Raw genomic sequence first — 17379 nt, 5'->3', positions numbered from 1 at the left:
TGGTCAAAAAAACGGGAGGCCATGGCCTCCCGTTTTTTTATTCCTTGAGGGCGAACCCTTCACCCTGTCGGTCGTAGCGGTAGTTTGCCTGACCGAAGGAGCGGATCTCGACCCGCTGGATCCGGCGTCCTGTGTCCACCAGGATGAACACCGACTTGCCCGATTGCAGCCGGGTCAGCGGCCTGTCCGGCCCCTCGATGGCGATCAGGCGGCTCAGCTCGGCCCCGGGCAATTCAAACTTGCGCCAGATGGAGTAGAGGGTCTCGCCAGCCTGCACCTCGTGCTGCAGCCAGGTGCCGTCTACCTTCTCTTCGACCGGTTTGGCCGCGGCCGGCGCACTGCTTGCGGCTCCGTTGCCCACGGTCAGCGCCTGGGTGGGCACGGCCAATGGCACGGCGAGTGAACCGGAAGGCGCCGCCTTGGGGGCGGCGGGGGCGGGTTCCCAGGCGAGCAGCAACAGCCAGAGAGGCACCAGCACCAGCAGACCAATGGTGTGCTTGCGTGGCAGCGGGCTCGCCAGCTTGAATGAACTGGTTCTGGGTTCCTTGTTGCGTTGACCAAGGCCACTCATGCCCTGACCGAGGCGTTGACGCAGGGGCAGGGTCGCTGCATTGATACGATGGAGCAGGGTTCCTTGTGATTCGTCTTGGCGACGCTGCTGGGCTCGTCTGTTATGGCCACGTGGGCGACGGTCCGGGGTGGGCACGGCATTTACCTCTCACTACATTGCCTGCCATCAGGCAAATATAGCGCCTATGGTAAACGGACTCGCCCCCGAGGGGGAGAGCCCTGAGCATGAAAATTATCAGCTGAGACGAAATTGCCCCAGCAACTGCTGCAAACGCTCGGCCGCCTGGCGCAAGGCCTGGCTGGCTTTCGCCGTATTGGTCGCATCCTGGGCGATGTCGTTGGCCAGTGCGTTGGTTTTTGACAGGTTGCCTGAGACTGTCTCGGAAACCGAGCTCTGCTCCTCGGCGGCGGAGGCTATCTGATAGGTCATGTCGTTGATGGTGGCAATGGCCTGGAAGATGCTGTCGAGGGCCGCCTCTGCCAGATCGGCCTCGTTAACCGCCTGATGGGTCAACTGCTGGCTCTGCTGGATGGCGTTGACCGCATTGGCCGAGCTGTGGCGAATCTTCTCGATCAGCTCCTGAGTGTTCTGCACCGCCTGCTGGGTGTTGCCCGCCAGCTTGCGCACCTCGTCGGCCACCACCGCAAAGCCGCGTCCCTGCTCGCCGGCCCGGGCCGCCTCGATGGCAGCGTTGAGCGCCAGCAGGTTGGTCTGATCGGCGATGCCCTGAATGACGGTGAGTATGCTGGTGATCTGTTCGCTGTCGTGGGCCAGCCCCTCGACCACCTCGGCCCCCTTGCCCGCCTCGGCCGCCACCTTGTGCATTGACTGGATCACCTGCTGGAAGCGCACCTTGCCCTGATCCGCCGCGCCCTGTGCCTGCTTGGCGGAGTCGGCGGTGTTGTTGGCGTGGGTGGCCACCTCCTGGCTGACATAGGACATCTCCTGCACCGCGGTCAGCATCTGCTCCATCTCAGCCTGGTGATGCTGCAGGTTGGTGTCGGTCTGGCCGGCGATGCGGTCGGTATCCCCGGCGTGGCGATGGACCTCGCTCGCGGTTTTCTGCACATCCCCGAGCAGCACCTGCAACTTGTCGATGAAACGGTTGATGCCGCGTGCCAGAGCTCCCAGCTCGTCCTGGGCACGGGTGTTCAGGCGCTTGGTGAGATCCCCCTCGCCATCGGCGATGTCATCCACCAGGCTGACCATCTGGCGGATGGGGCCGGTGATGCTGCGGGCGATCGCCAGCATGGTAGCCAGGGCCAGCACCAGTACGATGAGGGCACCGATAAGCTGCTGGGTCATGGCGGCCCGGTTCATCTCGGTGAGCTGGCTCTCCAGCTGATCGGCACCTGCCAGCACCACCTGGTAGGGAAGGGTGACTATGATGGCCCAGTTGCGGGCCATGCCCGGCACCGCGATGGGCACAGAGATGCGAAACGCCTCGTCGAGCTCCTGGCGTTGCAGCTCGGGTTTGAGGTATTGCTGCCAGCCGTCCCCCAGCAGCTTGTCGGCGCGGCTGCCGAGCAGGCTGGGGTCCCCGCTGGTGCCTGTGATGACGCCGGCGGCGCTGACGATCAGGGTCTCGCCCTTGCCGTCATAGATGTTGCTGTTGAGGGACTGGGCCTGACGGCTGATGGAGTCTACCGCCAGATCCAGCGCGGCTATGCCCTTGAACTGGCCATTTACCATGATGGGGGTGGTGATGGTGCTCACCAGCACCTGCTGGCCGTTGATGTCCACCTTGAAGGGATCGACGAGGCAGGAGCGCCCCTCCCGTTTCGGGCAGGCGTAGTAGTCGTTGGCCGGATTGCCGAATTCGTCTGCGTCGCTCTTCTCGATGGAGAGCAGCAGATCCGAGCCAATGTTCTCCTTGTCGCGATAGAAGTAGGGGACGAAGCGTCCCTTGTCATCGCTGCCAAGGGCACTCTGGCCTGCGAAGGCGCTGTCCTGGCCGTCGAAGCCGTTCGGTTCGAAGCCCGCGAAGGCGCCGTAGAGTTGCGGCTCCAGGCCGAGCTGCGCCTTGAGCAAGTCGGTGGCCTGCTGGCGATCCAGAGGCAGCTTGCCCGCCTGTTGTTGGGCGAAGACGCTGGCCATCTGCTGGGTATAGGAGAGCCCCTTTTGCAGCAACTGGGTAATGGTGGCGGCCTCGGCGCGGGCGTTGGCACTCACCTTCTGCCACGCCTCCTGCTGCAGGGCCGCGCGGCTGGAACTGATGGTCAGCTGCTGGGTCTGTTTGCTCGAATATTGGTTGAGCAGGATCAGGATGACCAGGGCCGTGGTCATGGCGACTCCCGCCAGTACCAGGATGCGATTCTGGATAGAGCGAAACTGCATCTCGTGTTCCTTGTGCGTAGAAAGTTGTATGAATTATCGGCATGGCGGGAGATTCCTCCAGCAATGTTGCCCAGCAAAGCGGAAAATGAGGGGAGGTTTTGCGATCCCTCTCAAAGAACGGTGCCACGACCGAATCAAGACCTGTTTAGGCCCCGGCTATTGCATGGTTTTCCCATCCGTGATTCTGAGTGCTAAAATGCGACGGTTTTTTTAACGCATTGGCCCAAGGCCCTCTACACAAGGCTTAAAGATGAAAGTCAAAACCCGTTTTGCTCCCAGCCCGACCGGCTTCTTGCATGTTGGCGGTGCCCGTACCGCACTCTATTCCTGGTTGTTTGCGAAGAGCCAGGGCGGTGAGTTCGTGCTGCGTATCGAGGATACCGATCTGGAACGTTCCACTCAGGAGGCGATCGACGCCATCATTGAGGGCATGGAATGGCTGGAGCTGAACTGGGATGAGGGCCCCTACTACCAGACCAAGCGCTTCGATCGCTACAACGGCATCATCGACGAGATGCTGGCCGATGGCCGCGCCTACAAGTGCTTCTGCTCCAAGGAGCGCCTGGAGGCGCTGCGCGAAGGCCAGATGGCGAGCGGCGAGAAGCCCCGCTATGACGGCAAGTGCCGGGATGCCGCCCACGATCACCCGGCCGATGCGCCCCACGTCATTCGCTTCCGCAACCCCACCGAAGGCTCAGTGGTGTTCGATGACCATGTCCGTGGCCGCATCGAGTTCGCCAACACCGAGCTCGACGATCTCATCATCCGCCGTACCGACGGCGCCCCCACCTACAACTTCTGCGTGGTGGTCGATGACTGGGACATGGAGATCACCCACGTGGTGCGTGGTGAAGACCACATCAACAACACCCCGCGCCAGATCAACATCTACAAGGCGCTGAACGCGCCGGTGCCGGAGTTCGCCCACGTCTCCATGATCCTGGGCGACGACGGCGCCAAGCTCTCCAAGCGCCACGGTGCGGTCTCCGTGATGCAGTACCGGGACGACGGCTACCTGCCGGAAGCCCTGCTGAACTATCTGGTGCGCCTGGGCTGGTCCCACGGCGATCAGGAGATCTTCAGCCTGGACGAGATGATCAAGCTGTTCAGCCTGGATGCCATCTCCAAGTCTGCCTCCGCCTTCAACACCGACAAGCTGTTGTGGCTGAACAACCACTACATGCGCAGCCTGGATCCGGCCTACGTGGCCAAGCACCTGGAATGGCACATGGCCGCCCAGAACATCGATACCAGCAAGGGCCCGGTACTGGCCGAGGTTGTCACCCTGCTGGCCGAGCGCTGCAACACCCTGGTGGAAGTGGCTGCCCAGAGCCGCTACCTGTTCGAAGAGTACGAGGCCATCGATGAAGCGGCCGCCAAGAAGCACCTGCGTGGCGTCGCTGCCGAGCCGCTGACCCTGGCCAAGGCCAAGCTGGCGGCGCTGGAGACCTGGACCACCGAAGCGCTGCACGAGCTGATTGAAGCCACTGCCGCTGAGCTGGGTCAGGGCATGGGCAAGGTCGGTATGCCGCTGCGCGTGGCCGTCACCGGTCTGGGCCAATCTCCTGCCATCGACGCCGTGATGGCGCTGGTGGGCAAGGAGCGCGTACTCGCCCGCATCGACCGCGCTTTGGCATATATCGAAGCGCGCATGGCCGCCGAGTAAGCTTGCCATCGCACATTGCCGCCACCGATCTGGGTAAGTCCCCCGGTATCGACGCCGCGATGGCGCTGGTAGGCAAGGAGCGTGTGCTCGCCCGCATTGATCGTGCCCTGGCCTATATCGAAGCGCGGATGGCAGCCGAGTAAGCCTCTGCCATTGCTTGAAAAAGGGCTCCCGCAAGGGGGCCCTTTGCTTTTGTGCAGCGCTCAGATTCATGACATAAAACAGCGACATAGCGATGCAGTTGGCGGTAAAAACAGCTAACTGTCTGAATTTTGACTAAACGCTCGAGCCGGTGTTATTTTTGGGTTGACAGCAAAGCGGGTGATGCCTATCATGCGCCTCCGTTGCCAGAGATAACTTTGGTAGCGCCGAGGTGAGTTGGGGTTATAGCTCAGCTGGGAGAGCGCTTGCATGGCATGCAAGAGGTCCGCGGTTCGATCCCGCGTAGCTCCACCAAATTCTCCTCGAACAATCTGGAATCAAAGGGGTTATAGCTCAGCTGGGAGAGCGCTTGCATGGCATGCAAGAGGTCCGCGGTTCGATCCCGCGTAGCTCCACCAGGTTCCTGATTGTAAAAATGCAGTGCCCAGGGCAGTGCGGTGTGTATCACCCAGGCCGACCTTTGTGGGGCTATAGCTCAGCTGGGAGAGCGCTTGCATGGCATGCAAGAGGTCCGCGGTTCGATCCCGCGTAGCTCCACCAATATTTAGAAGAAGGGCAAACGGCCGCCAGAACCGATTGTCTAAAGAGTAAAGAATTTGGGGTTATAGCTCAGCTGGGAGAGCGCTTGCATGGCATGCAAGAGGTCCGCGGTTCGATCCCGCGTAGCTCCACCAAATTCAGAGTGAAGGTCTTGACCTTGATTCGCAACAACTTGGGGTTATAGCTCAGCTGGGAGAGCGCTTGCATGGCATGCAAGAGGTCCGCGGTTCGATCCCGCGTAGCTCCACCAAACATTAAAAGGCCACCGTTATCGCGGTGGCCTTTTTGTTTTTGCCTATTTTTCTCTCTGCCTTCTATGCACGACTGTCAAAAAGCCCGCATTGGCTGCGAGCTTGGTTGTTGTGGCAAGTCATCAACCGTGGCGACGGCGCCAGGCCAGCGGCAGCAGGGTAGGTGTTCCTTTCATGAGTATTCCTTTTTTATTTTTTGCCAGTGTTTCCATAGCCTTGGCGCTTTGGTCAAGGGCGCGCATTGTCACATTTCTGGCAGCTCTGACCAGTGAGGCAACGCACATTATGGGGAGACAAAAGAGGCTGAGTCCGTTTTTCTGATGTGGCTAACAGATTGATATTAATGACTTAATTTTTTGTTGGTCGATTGAGGGAAAGTGTGAACCGGCTGGCATTCACATATTTTCCTTAGAGAATAAAGATTGAGCGGTTGCCACTTGCTTCCTATACTCGAGCCGTTCCTCACGGAACCCAGGTTAAGGGCAAACCGGCAGTGATGCCGGGACGCAAAGCCTCCGATCTGTCCCAAGCGGACCAGACAGCGGGGTTACCCCGGGGTGACATGAGGGTATGTGGCCCCGTCCATGGCCTGTTGTCGTTCCCTTGTCCCCTGTTGCGATTGCGCTTTTCCCGGTCTTAAAAAAAGCCAAGACAAAACAAGGAAGATAACAATATGCAACAGATCTTGAGGCCCAGCAGGCTTGCCATGCTGGTCGCCCTTGCGGCCGTCCCTGCCTGGGCGCAGGCCGCCTATCCCGCCTATCAGGCCGGCACCGCCTACAAGGCTGGCGACATCGTCAGCAACGCAGGCGCCCTCTATGAATGCAAGGAATTCCCTTACTCCGGCTGGTGCGGGGCTTCCCCCTACCACTACGAACCCGGTGTCGGCGCCGTCTGGACCGATGCCTGGAAACTCTATGGCGGTGAGGTGCCACCGCCTACCCTGGGTATTATCATAGGGTCCCCCGCCGTGGGCAGCAGCGTCAGCGAGGGGGCCAGTGTGACCCTGGCGGTGACCCTGAGCGGCCCGGCCACTGCGCTCGCCAAGGTGGAATACCTGGTCGATGGCACCCTGGTCGCCACGGCCACGGCCTCCCCCTGGAGCGCCAACTGGTCTGCCGCCGGTGTGGGCAATCACACCCTCAAGGCACGGGCACTGGATAAAGACGGCAAGGTGCTGAGTGAGGCTGATTCCAGCTTCAAGGTCGCCGCCGTGGTGGCGCCAGAGGCCCCCAAGGTGAGCATCGCCAGCCCCGCAGCCGGTGCCAAGGTGACCCTGGGCCGCGTCCTCACCGTGACCGGCAATGTGACCGACGCCAATGACGACGTCGCCAAGCTCGAGCTCTTCGTGAATGGCCAGAAGGTGGGCGAAGACAGCAGCGCCCCCTGGCAACTGAGTTGGACGCCCCAGAACAAGGGGCTGACCGGCCTCAAGCTGGTGGCGACCGACAAGGCAAATCTCTCTGGCGAGTCCACCCAGGTGGACGTGCAGGTGGAAGAGGCGGCCCTGCCCCCCACCGGCGGCAACCTCTCCTGCGACGTGCGCCAGATCTACCGCGCCGATGGCAGCGAGTGCATGGGGGATGACCACGGTCGCCGCGTCATCGGTTACTTCACCTCCTGGCGTACCGGCAAGAACGGCCTGCCCTCCTACCTGGTGGGCGACATCCCCTGGGACAAGATCACCCACATCAACTACGCCTTCGCGGCGGTGGATGAACAGAGCCACCTCATCAAGGTGGATGACGCCGCCACCAAGATGACCTGGGACGGGGTACCGGGCGCCGAAATGGATCCCGAATTCGCTTATCAGGGCCACTTCAACCTGCTGTCGAAATACAAGAAGCAGTACCCGGACGTGAAGACCCTCATCTCGGTGGGGGGCTGGGCCGATACCCGCGGTTTCTACGCCGCCACCACCAAGGGCGACTGCTCGGTCAACAGCGCCGGCATCAACGCCTTCGCCGACTCGGCGGTGGGCTTCATCCGCCAGTACGGTTTCGACGGGGTGGATGTGGATTACGAGTACCCCACCTCCATGAAGGATGCGGGCAACCCCAACGACTTCCCGCTCTCCAACCAGTGTCGCGGCAAGCTGTTTGCGAACTATGAAGTGCTGATGAAGACCCTGCGCAACAAGCTCGACAGCGCCGGGACCGAGGACGGTCGCAAGTACATGCTGACCATCGCCTCGCCGGCCTCGGCCTACCTGCTGCGCGGCATGGAAAACTTCCAGGTCACCCAGTACCTCGACTACGTCAACCTGATGACCTATGACTTCCACGGTGCCTGGAACCACTTCGTCGGCCACAACGCCGCCCTGTTCGACAACAAGGCGGATCCCGAGCTGTCCCAGTGGGGGGTCTACACCCAGGCCCAGTTTGGTGGCATCGGCTATCTCAACTCCGCCTGGGCGGCCCACTACTTCCGCGGCGCCCTGGCGGCGGGCAAGATCAACATAGGGGTGCCTTACTACACCCGTGGCTGGCAGGGGGTCACCGGTGGCACCCACGGCCTGGGGGGCAAGGCGGCGCTGCCGAGCCAGAGCGATTGCCAGCCGGGCACAGGTGGCAGCACCATCCCCTGCGGCAACGGGGCGGTCGGCATCGACAACATCTGGCATGATCTGGACAAGAACGGCAAGGAGATAGGCGGTGGCGCCGTGCCCATGTGGCATGCCAAGAACCTGGAGCACGCGGCCAGCCTCGGCATCACCACATTGCCGAGCTACGGCCAGGCCTGGGGTCTGGATCCCAACAACCCGGCCCACGTGATGCAAGGCCAGTACGTACGTTACTACGACGACAAGGCCCATGCGCCCTGGCTGTGGAACGAGCAGAAGAAGGTGTTCCTCTCCACCGAAGATGAAGAGTCCATGGGTCACAAGCTCGACTACATCGTCAGTCGCGGTCTGGGGGGCGTGATGTTCTGGGAGATGGCGGGGGACTATGACTTCGACGCCGCGAAGAACGAGTACGTGATGGGCAGCACCCTCACCAGCCTCGCCTACGACAAGTTCAGCAAGGCCGACAAGGCGGCCCTGAAACAGAACGATCTGCCGGCCCCGGCCGCCCAGCTCGACATCGGTGTGAGCCTCTCCGGCTTCAAGGAAGGGGACTCCAACTACCCGATCAACCCGACCCTCAAGCTCACCAACAAGTCGACCCAGACCATACCGGGCGGCACCCGCATCGAGTTCCTGATGCCTACTTCCACCTCCGACACCATCACCGACCAGAGCGGTATGGGGCTGACCGTGGTGGAGAGCGGCGGCAACCAGAACTCCGACGGCATCGCAGGCGAGAAGGACTTCCACAAGGTGGCACTGACGCTGCCGGCCTGGAAGGCCTGGGCGCCGGGTACCGAGGTGGAAGTGGCCATGACCTACTATCTGCCAGCCGCCGGCGTACCGAGCGGCATGCGCCTGATTGCCGGTAGCCAGACCATAGGGCTGAAAGCCGACTTCCCGGCCCTGGCCGAGGCTTTGCTGGGGGGCAGCAGTGGCGGTGACGGCGGTAGCGGTGGCACCAGCTGCGCCAGCCAGAGCGTCAACCCGGCGGAGTACAATGCCTATCCGACCTGGCCACGCGGGGATCACGCCAACGGCACCGACCGCATGACCCACAACAAGGGGGTCTGGCAGGCGAACTGGTGGACCAGCAGCGAACCCAAGGCGGGCGATGGCAGTTGGAAGCTGGTATGCAATTACTGATGACAGGTTGAGGGGCCAACCCCGCCTCAACGCAATGACCCAATCCGGAGCCCAGGCTCCGGATTTTTTTGCTGCCTATATAAAGGAAGGGGACCATAAAAAAGACCGCTCCGAAGAGCGGCCAATTGCCACCAGGCAATCTGCGGGGCTGACCCCCTTGTGAATGGGCAGTCGCCATGGACGGATTCTTGCCCATGGCGTGCCGGTTTATTGAGTGACGGCACCGCCCTGCTGCTCCTTCAGGAAGCTGATCCAGGGGGAGGCGCGGCCACTGACGTTGCCATGCTGGGCGGCCTGGGTGAAGGCGTTCAATGCCTCCTTCGGTTTCTGCTGCTCGAAGTAGGCAACCCCGGTCAGGAACTTGAGATCCGCCCGCTGTTCGCCGCTGGCATTGGCGGCAGGCTTGGCGGCGAAGGCCACCAGATCCTGGTAGCGCTTGCTCTGGATCATCATGCGCGCCATCTTCAGTTGCAGATCGGCACTGGGGGCCAGCTTGTAGGACTTGGCCAGGGTATCGATGGCCGGGTCCAGCTCCTTGGCCTGGTGCCAGTAGTTGGCGAGCGTCTTGTAGTTGGCCGCATTGCTCTCGATGGTCCCTTCCTTCATCGCCTTTTCCATCACGCGGGCGGCGCGGTGGGGTATGCCGGCGAAGGCCAGGTAGTTGGCGAGCCGCAGCAACTCGGTCGACTCGGTCAGCATGCCGAGGTTGTAGGCACCTTCCAGCGCCGCCAGGGCCTTGGCATCGTTGCCCGCCTGCATGTGCATGGCCGAGAGCTGGGTCCAGTACTTCTTCTTCTCCGGGAACTTGTCCACCAGGGCGGTCAGCACCTCGGTGGCCGGCTTGTACTGTTTCAGCTCGTAGTGGGCCGCCATTTTCAGCAGATACCAGGACTCCGGCGCCTTGCCTGCCGAGAGCTTGATGGCCTGATCCACCGCCGGAATGGCCTCCCGATACTGCTTGAGCTGCACGTGGGCGTTGGCCAGGGTGATGTAGGCGTGCGGGGTCGGTTTCTCGTCCTTGCCCAGGCTCGCAAACCACTGGTTCATGGTGCTGATGGAGCCCTTGAAGTTCCCCTCCGCCATATAGAGCTGGGCCAGGTTGTAGCGCACCTGCTGGGCCACCGGCTGCGGCAGGCCGCCGGTGGCGATGGCATCGGCGAAGTATTTGGTCGCCTGGCCATATTTCTCCTGCTGGGCCGCCACGAAGCCCAGGGTCTGCAGGATGACCCCTTTGTCGTAGACCCGCTCGCCTGCGCCGGACAGCGCCTCCTGCAGCTTGGCATTCGCCTCGCCGTATTTCTTCTCGGTGATCAACGCCTGGGCCTTGTTGACCGCGCGGTAGGCGCGATCAGACAGGGCGGGTTGCTCGGCGGCCCAGCCGGCGGTACTGAGCAGTACCGCCATGGCCACCGGGGCGAGGATCAGGGTATGTAACTTTTTCATCGCCACCTTCCTTAGTTGACCGCGAACTCGATCTCTTGCTGCATGCGGCTTGCCTGGGGCTTGCCGTCCACCATGGCCGGCTTGAAGGTCCACTTGGCAATCGTCTTGCGTGCCTCCTTGCCGAGGTCATAGCTGCGCGGCTCTTCCTTGACGATGCGGATGTTGCTGACGGTGCCGCGCTCGGTCACGGTGAACTCCACCAGTACCTTGCCTGTGGCGAGGCCAGCCAGCGCCGCCTTGCGGGGCATCATGGGCTCGAAGGTCGCCATGGGAATGGCGCCGTTGTTGCCCCCCATGCCGCCACCGCCGCCGCCGGTGCTGTAGGCGCCGAGGGCGTTGCCACCGCCGATGTTGACCGGGATGTCGAGCTTGGGCATGTCCATGGGAGCGCTCTCCATCTTCGGCCTGTCGGTGCTCGCCACTTCCATCTCGGGTGGGGGAGGCGGGCGGTTCGGGGGGGGCGGCTTGGGCAGTTCCCGTTGTTTCTCTTGCAGGGTCTCCTGGGGCTTGAGGCGAATGAAGTCGGTCATGGTGACGTCTTCTCTCTCCGTCAGCTCCCGGTGATCCGGCGTGATGAGCTTGTTCATTCCCAGAAACAGGAAGAACACCACCACACAGGAGACCGCTATCGCTATCAGGTATCTCATGGTGCTCGCTCCGGCATCAGCTGCTCTTGCTCGCCGCGATGGAGATGTTCTGGACACCGGCCATGCGGATCTGATCCATGACCTGGACCACCAGACCGGAACGGGACTCGGTGTCGGCCTGAATCACCACGGCGCTCTCCGGATTCTCCGCTCGCAGCCGCTCGATGTTGGCACGCACGGCGCCCACTTCGACGACCCGTTTGTCGACCCAGACCTGGCCGTTTTCGCGGACCGCGACCATGATGTTCCCCTTCTTCACCGTCTCGGCCGTGCTGGCGCTCGGGCGGTTGATCTCCACGCCGGACTCCTTGACGAACGAGGTGGTGACGATGAAGAAGATCAGCATGATGAACACTATGTCCAGCATGGGGGTCAGATCGATGGCCGCCTCATCGGCACCGCTGTCGCTGTGACGTTTTCTCATGGCAAAAACTCCTTGCTTGTTCTGTGCCCCGGCGGGCAGTACCCGGCCGGGGGAGTGCATCCTGCATCAGCCGTGTTTCAGGTTGTCTTCCAGCTTTTGCACCGCCAACTTGGCCTTGTGATCGAGCTGGTTGACAAAAAACAGGCCGGAAAGGGCGGCAATCATGCCCGCCATGGTCGGTACCGTCGCCTTGGAGATCCCCGAGGCCATCGCCCTGGGGGAACCCGTGCCGGTGATGGCCAGGGTGTCAAACACCTGCACCATGCCCACTACGGTGCCGAGCAGCCCCATCAGCGGACAGAGGGCGATCAGCACCTTGATGACCGGCATGCCCTTGTCCACCGCCATGGCGACCCGGGAGACCAGCTCGCGCCGGATCTGCTTGGCAGACCAGGAGAGGTGATCGCTGCGGGCCATCCAGGTCGCCTTGGTCTGCTTCACCTGTTTGGGATAGACCGCCATGAAGTAGAACCAGCGCTCCAGCAGCAGGGCCCACATCATCAGGGTCAGGAAGAACAGGGCGACCAGCACGTCGCCCCCCAATCCCAGAAACCGGCGGACCGACTCGACTTCTTCAATCAACCAGAACCACATGGGTGACTCCTTAGGCTGCGGCTTTGGCGGCGTGCAGACGTTCCTGATAACGGGCGACGAAACCGGCGCTCTGCTCTTCCAGGACCTGGATGAGACGACGGCTCTGGGTCTGCACTATGGTGTAGAGGAACAGCATGGGCACGGCGACCACCAGACCCTGCATGGTGGTGACCAGGGCCTCGGAGATGCCACCCGCCATCAACTTGGGATCCCCGGTACCGAACAGGGTGATGGCCTGGAAGGTGGCGATCATCCCGACCACTGTCCCCAGCAGACCCAGCAGCGGGGCGACCGAGGCGATCAGCTTGATGAGGCTGATGCCCTTCTCGAACTTGGGTACGTTGCGCAGGATGATCTCGTCGAGTTTGGATTCCAGATCCTCGATGTTGTCACCGCGGTGGGACTGATAAGCCCCCAGCATCTCGCCGATGGGGTTGCCCTTGATAACCTGATCGGATTTCAGCTGCTTGCGCATGGAGGTGCCGATCATCGACAGACGCAGGCCGCAGAAGATGGCCAGCAGGGTACCGATGACCCCCAGTGCCAGGATCACGTAACCCACGGAACCACCCTGATCGATGCGCTCCTTCAGGGTTGGCGACTGCACCAGCAGGGAGAGGATCACCCCGCGGGACGGGTCGATGAAGATGGGTTCGACGCTGCCGCCGCCCTGTTCAAACTTGGCGACGGGCTCCAGCACGGCATTCTCGGGCTGGCGGGAGAGCTGCTCGAACTTGCCGGTCTCCGGCACGAAGGTGAGGTACTTGCCCTCGGAAACGGTGTTGAACTCGCCGATCTGGGTCACCGTCTTCTCGGCCTGGTTGCCTTCCCCGTAGACCACGGTGGCCGGGATCTGGCTCACCTTGCCACCATCGACCATGCGGCTGAGGGTGGTGGTCCAGAAGGCGGTCAGGTCGTCGCTGGAGGGGAGTTCCTTGCTCTCCGCCAGGCGGGTCAGCAGGGCGGTCTGCTCCGGATGCTCGACCCGGCGGGCGGAGGCGTTGAAGATCCCCTTGAACTCGCCGGCGAACTGGCGCAACACGCCAAACATCTCACCCATGTTGCCGGCACGCTGGCGCAGGGTCTCGGTCAGCTCGGTGAGCTGCTTGTCGTTGGCATCGAAGGTGGCCTTGAGTGTTTCACCCTTGGCTATTTCGGCGGCGAGTTCCGCCTTGGCCTTGGCCAGCAGGGCCCCTTGTTCGTTCTTGTCAGCCAGGAAGCGGGCTTCCCGCTCCTTGTTGAGCTGGGATTCGCTGGTGCTGGCGGCTTTGACCTGGCTCAGCAGGGCGTTGAGATCCACCGGCTTCTCGGCGGCGGTCACCGGCAGGGTGATCAGGGTGGCTCCCGCGATCAGGGAGGCAATGGCAAGTTTGATTCCTTTCATGATGCTTTCTCCGCAGTTTGAACCGGCAGCTTGATGAGGGCGGGAGGCGCCTGCTTCTTGGCGATGCGAAGGCCCTGTTCCACTGCACTGCGATACTCCTGGGGCAGCTCTTCCCACTGGCGGGTCTGCTTGTTCCACATGCCGGTCTCGTTGCCGTCCGGGGACTGATAGAGCAGGGCAATGCGACCGACGCGCAGGAACTCGTAGGTCTTCTCGCCGCCGTCCTTGTCCAGGCTCGCCTTGTAGGACTCGATGGTGCGGCTGAAGCCCTCCTCGATCTGGTAGGCCTCGAGGATTTTGCGGTACTTCTCGGAGATGGTGACGTCGGCCCGGTTCATGAGGTCGGTCAGGGCCGCCACGCGGTCCTCCCGCTCGACCTTCTGGAACGGCAGGTCCAGGGAGACGAACTGATCGAGGGAGTCGATCATCTTGAGCATCAAGGGCACCACTTCGGTGCTGGTCTGATCGATCTGGGCGATCTGGCGCTGCATCGAGGCCAGCTCGGTGGCCTGGGAGTCGACCATCTTGCCCACTTGCTCGTTGTAGGTGCGCAGGCTGTCGACCTGACGCAGGGCGGCCTTGTACTGCGCCAGGGCAGACTCGGCAGACTCGGCGTAGCTGTCGATCTTCTGCTGGGATACTTTGGAGGCATTGTCGGTGGCGGCTTGAGCGTCCACTGCCTGACCGGCAGAGGCGGCACTCAGATTGAAGCTGGTCAGCAGGGCAGCCGAAACCAGGCTGCCGAGGAGCGCTTTCTTCATTGTAATAGTCCTTGTTTTCATAGGATTACCCTATCTCCGTGACTTCCTTGGAACCTTGGGCAAAGCCGGCCCGAGTGGGCCGGCTTGTCACTTGCTTGGTGGATTAGAATTTCTGGGCGTAGTCGAGGTAGTAGATGCGACCGTCGATGCTGTAGAGCTCGTCGTCATAGGTGAAGCCATCGCTCTCGAGGGACGGGCCCGCGTTGAACATGTTCTTCACCCCGACCTGGATCTTGCCGTTCCAGGGCGCATCCACCCCGACGTTCAGGTTCCAGGTGGTCTGGGACGCGATATGGCCCACTTCCTCACCGGTGTCGGCGATGTAGTCCTGGCTCTGGGAGTCGATGTAGTTCGCGCTCAGATAGGTATCCATGTTCCACCATTGGGGCACGTTGACACCCACGCCGGAGCTGAAGCGCATCTGTGGCAGACCGTTCTGGCCGATCTTGTCGATGACGGGGCCACCGGCGTACAGGCCTTCCTTGTACTCCAGGATGTAGGTGCCGCCCAGGTCGTAGCGGATGGTGGCGGAGTTCAGGTCGTAGCGGTAATCCAGCTTGAGATCCAGGCCGCTGGTGTTCAGGGTACCCAGGTTGACCATAGGTGCGATGGCACCGCTGATCTTGCCCTGGCTGTTGCGGGTGATGTTGCTGGAACCGCCGTTGTTCAGCTCGTCATAGATGACGGACTGCAGGGAGTTCAGCTGGATCACGTCCTTGATCTTGATGGTGTAGTAGTCCAGGGAGAGGTTCAGGTCATCCACCGGGCTGTAGGCCACCCCGAAGTTCCAGGTGTCCGCGGTCTCTTCCTTCAGATCCTCGTTGGCGGTGCGGGTGGTGTCGTACTGGCGGTTCGGGCAGTCTGCCGCCGAAATGCCGTTCGCCTCGCAGTAGACATAGTCCTTGGCCCAGTCGGCCGAGAAGGAGTCAGCCGCGTAGAGATCGCTCAGGCTGGGGGCGCGGAACGAGCGGGACCAGGAGGTGCGCAGCATCAGGTTGTCGAGCGGCTGGTAACGCAGGCTCGCCTTGGGCGAGAAGGCGCTGCCGAAGTCGCTGTAATCATCAAAGCGACCGGCCAGGTTCAGCTCGACCTGCTCGGTGATGGGCACCAGGGACTCGACGTAGGCGGCGGTGACGTCGCGCACCCCGCCGGAGGAGTTGCCGGCGGAGCCGATGATGTTGCCAGCCTCGGACTGGGCATCGTACTTGTCGGTATAGACCCAGTCGTTGTACTCGGCACCGGCGTACCAGCTGACCGGACCGGCCGGCAGCTCACCCATGTCCCACTGAACACCGGCGTACCACTGGTAGAAGTCCATGGTGGAGCGGCGGCTGGTGTCGGCGGCCATGGCGGCCGTGCTCTTGGGATCGAACTCGCCACCGACGAACTTGCCGTCGGCGATGGCCTGCTGGGCGGCGGATTTGAGCACGTAACCGGTGCCGTTCTCCTTGTTGTCGGTTTTGGAATACATGTAACCGGCGTTCCACTGCATGTCACCGACGCTTTCGGTGGTGACGGTGCCCTCGAAGCCGAGGTTCAGGCTGCCGGTCATGTCGGTGACGTAGTTGTCACGAGGACCGACGTTGCTGAAGCGGTAGTAGGCGTAAGCGGCTTCACCCAGACCCTGGGTGGCGGCAGCATCCAGGCCGTTGTCGGCGAAGAACTGCGCGTTTTTCGGGTTGGCCGGGTCTATGGCGAAGGCACCGGCGGCGGGGGCGAAGCGACCGAAGCTCTCGACCCGGGAGCCGATGATTTGCGGCACGAAGTCCACGGTGTCGTTGATGTGGTAGCGACCGTTCACATACAGGGTGTCACGGCTGCGGGAGGCCGTGGTGGCCGCGACCTGGCCGTAGTTGAAGTTACAGCCGCCCTCGAACCCGACGAAGGGCTCCTTGCATGAGCCGTCTGTATTGGTGGCGCCGGCCAGGGGGCCGTATTTCCAGATGGGGTCGCCGTTGCCGTCCAGGCCGGTGATCCCTTCCACGTTGCGGCCATAGGGGCTGGGAGCATCGTTGCCCTGCTTGGCAAGATAATCACGATCACGGCTGTAGATGACGTCCTTCTTGTCGTGCTCGTAGACCGCCATCAGCGAGCCCTTCTCGCCGTTGACGCCTGCCACGACGGAGCCGCTCTTCTCGTCACCGCCCTCTTCGGTCGGGGAGCCGAGGCGACCCTGGAAGGTCAGACCTTCGTAGCCCTCTTTGAGCACCACGTTGATGACACCGCCGATGGCGTCGGAACCATAGATGGCCGAGCCGCCGTCCAGGTTGACTTCGACCCGCTCAACGGCGGCCATGGGGATGGTGTTCAGGTTGATGGAGGTGCCACCCATGGTGGGGGAACCCGCGACCCGCTTGCCGTTCAGCAAGACCAGGGTGCGCTCTGAACCCAGGCCGCGCAGGCCGACGGTGGATTGGGACTGGAAGGAGCTGCCGGAAGCCGGGGAGACGCCACCAAAGGAGTTGTAGGAGGCCTGTTTGAGGTAATCGGCGACGGTCTGTTGACCGGATTGCTCGATTTTTGCCTTGGTCACGGAGACGACCGGGGTGGAGCCTTCCACATCGACTCGGGAGATCCGCGAGCCGGTGACCTTGATTTTCTGCAGTTTTTCGACGTTCTGGCCCTCTTCGGCCAGGACAGGGGTGGCCACAACTGCCGCGCTCGCCAAGGCAAACGCTACGGCAGCAGAGAGTCTGCTTTTCCTAAGCATCGCTAGTATCCTTCCTGATTGTTTATTGTTTGCTTCCTTTACCGCCCTCGTTGGAGCGGTGCGTAAGGCTTATCAAGGTTTGATGATTGACGTCAAATGGAGCGGCCAGGATGGGGAAGAGATGGGGGATTAGAAGACTATGTAGGATTTCGGCATATTTTTTGGCGTTTTATTCCG

General features: G+C 61.9%; 11 protein-coding genes, 5 tRNA genes, 1 pseudogene and 1 riboswitch. Of the genes and pseudogenes, 8 read left to right on the top strand and 9 right to left on the bottom strand.

Annotated elements, in window-relative coordinates; genetic code table 11:
- Nucleotides 1-37: 37 nt before the first annotated feature.
- Complete coding sequence (locus tag KW824_RS08850) at nucleotides 38-706, bottom strand: LysM-like peptidoglycan-binding domain-containing protein (protein ID WP_041205123.1); 669 nt, start codon at nucleotides 704-706, stop codon at nucleotides 38-40.
- Nucleotides 707-805: 99 nt separating this feature from the next.
- Nucleotides 806-2908: a methyl-accepting chemotaxis protein gene (locus tag KW824_RS08845; RefSeq protein ID WP_218409562.1), complete on the bottom strand. Its 2103-nt coding sequence runs from the start codon at nucleotides 2906-2908 to the stop codon at nucleotides 806-808.
- A gap of 250 nt (nucleotides 2909-3158) precedes the next feature.
- Between KW824_RS08845 and gltX the strand changes: the two genes are divergently transcribed.
- The 8 genes and pseudogenes from gltX (at nucleotide 3159) to KW824_RS08805 (ending at nucleotide 9239) form a co-directional block, all read left to right on the top strand.
- Entirely contained in the window at nucleotides 3159-4574 is a 1416-nt protein-coding gene (gene gltX / locus KW824_RS08840) for a glutamate--tRNA ligase (RefSeq protein ID WP_218409561.1), read from the top strand.
- A 38-nt stretch (nucleotides 4575-4612) separates the two neighbouring features.
- Nucleotides 4613-4717: pseudogene (locus tag KW824_RS21000) on the top strand (glutamyl-tRNA synthetase); the annotation flags it as partial.
- Between the two features lie 237 nt (nucleotides 4718-4954).
- Nucleotides 4955-5030: transfer RNA gene (locus KW824_RS08830), tRNA-Ala, on the top strand.
- Between the two features lie 28 nt (nucleotides 5031-5058).
- A tRNA-Ala gene (locus KW824_RS08825) sits at nucleotides 5059-5134 on the top strand.
- A gap of 66 nt (nucleotides 5135-5200) precedes the next feature.
- Nucleotides 5201-5276, top strand: a tRNA-Ala gene (locus KW824_RS08820).
- A 58-nt stretch (nucleotides 5277-5334) separates the two neighbouring features.
- A tRNA-Ala gene (locus KW824_RS08815) sits at nucleotides 5335-5410 on the top strand.
- Between the two features lie 40 nt (nucleotides 5411-5450).
- Nucleotides 5451-5526 (top strand) — tRNA-Ala (locus tag KW824_RS08810).
- A 472-nt stretch (nucleotides 5527-5998) separates the two neighbouring features.
- Nucleotides 5999-6082, top strand: a riboswitch (cyclic di-GMP riboswitch).
- Between the two features lie 118 nt (nucleotides 6083-6200).
- A complete protein-coding gene (locus tag KW824_RS08805; protein WP_371316607.1) occupies nucleotides 6201-9239 on the top strand; it encodes a glycosyl hydrolase family 18 protein in 3039 nt (1012 codons plus the stop codon).
- Nucleotides 9240-9446: 207 nt separating this feature from the next.
- Here KW824_RS08805 and KW824_RS08800 read toward each other — a convergent pair whose 3' ends face one another.
- From KW824_RS08800 to KW824_RS08770, 7 genes are all read right to left on the bottom strand, one after another.
- On the bottom strand, nucleotides 9447-10682 hold the full coding sequence (locus KW824_RS08800) for a lipopolysaccharide assembly protein LapB (protein WP_043129655.1): 1236 nt from the start codon (nucleotides 10680-10682) through the stop codon (nucleotides 9447-9449).
- 11 nt (nucleotides 10683-10693) lie between these two features.
- The gene (locus KW824_RS08795; protein WP_041205125.1) at nucleotides 10694-11329 is read right to left on the bottom strand and encodes an energy transducer TonB; all 636 of its coding nucleotides are present in this window, start codon (nucleotides 11327-11329) and stop codon (nucleotides 10694-10696) included.
- Between the two features lie 16 nt (nucleotides 11330-11345).
- Complete coding sequence (locus KW824_RS08790) at nucleotides 11346-11753, bottom strand: biopolymer transporter ExbD (protein ID WP_005327075.1); 408 nt, start codon at nucleotides 11751-11753, stop codon at nucleotides 11346-11348.
- 66 nt (nucleotides 11754-11819) lie between these two features.
- Nucleotides 11820-12347, bottom strand: coding sequence for a MotA/TolQ/ExbB proton channel family protein (locus KW824_RS08785; RefSeq protein WP_005327072.1), 528 nt, complete (start codon nucleotides 12345-12347; stop codon nucleotides 11820-11822).
- Nucleotides 12348-12357: 10 nt separating this feature from the next.
- Nucleotides 12358-13731, bottom strand: coding sequence for a MotA/TolQ/ExbB proton channel family protein (locus tag KW824_RS08780; RefSeq protein WP_218409560.1), 1374 nt, complete (start codon nucleotides 13729-13731; stop codon nucleotides 12358-12360).
- Entirely contained in the window at nucleotides 13728-14492 is a 765-nt protein-coding gene (locus KW824_RS08775; protein WP_005327067.1) for a DUF3450 domain-containing protein, read from the bottom strand. The genes KW824_RS08780 and KW824_RS08775 overlap by 4 nt, the downstream gene beginning before the upstream one ends.
- 103 nt (nucleotides 14493-14595) lie before the next feature.
- Nucleotides 14596-17202: a TonB-dependent siderophore receptor gene (locus tag KW824_RS08770; protein WP_218409559.1), complete on the bottom strand. Its 2607-nt coding sequence runs from the start codon at nucleotides 17200-17202 to the stop codon at nucleotides 14596-14598.
- Nucleotides 17203-17379: the final 177 nt, after the last annotated feature.

It is taken from the genome of Aeromonas sp. sif0611 (assembly GCF_019218845.1).
Classification (GTDB): domain Bacteria; phylum Pseudomonadota; class Gammaproteobacteria; order Enterobacterales; family Aeromonadaceae; genus Aeromonas; species Aeromonas media.
The sequence above is the reverse complement of the archived record's forward strand: the minus strand, read 5'-3'. Positions and strand labels throughout refer to the sequence as shown.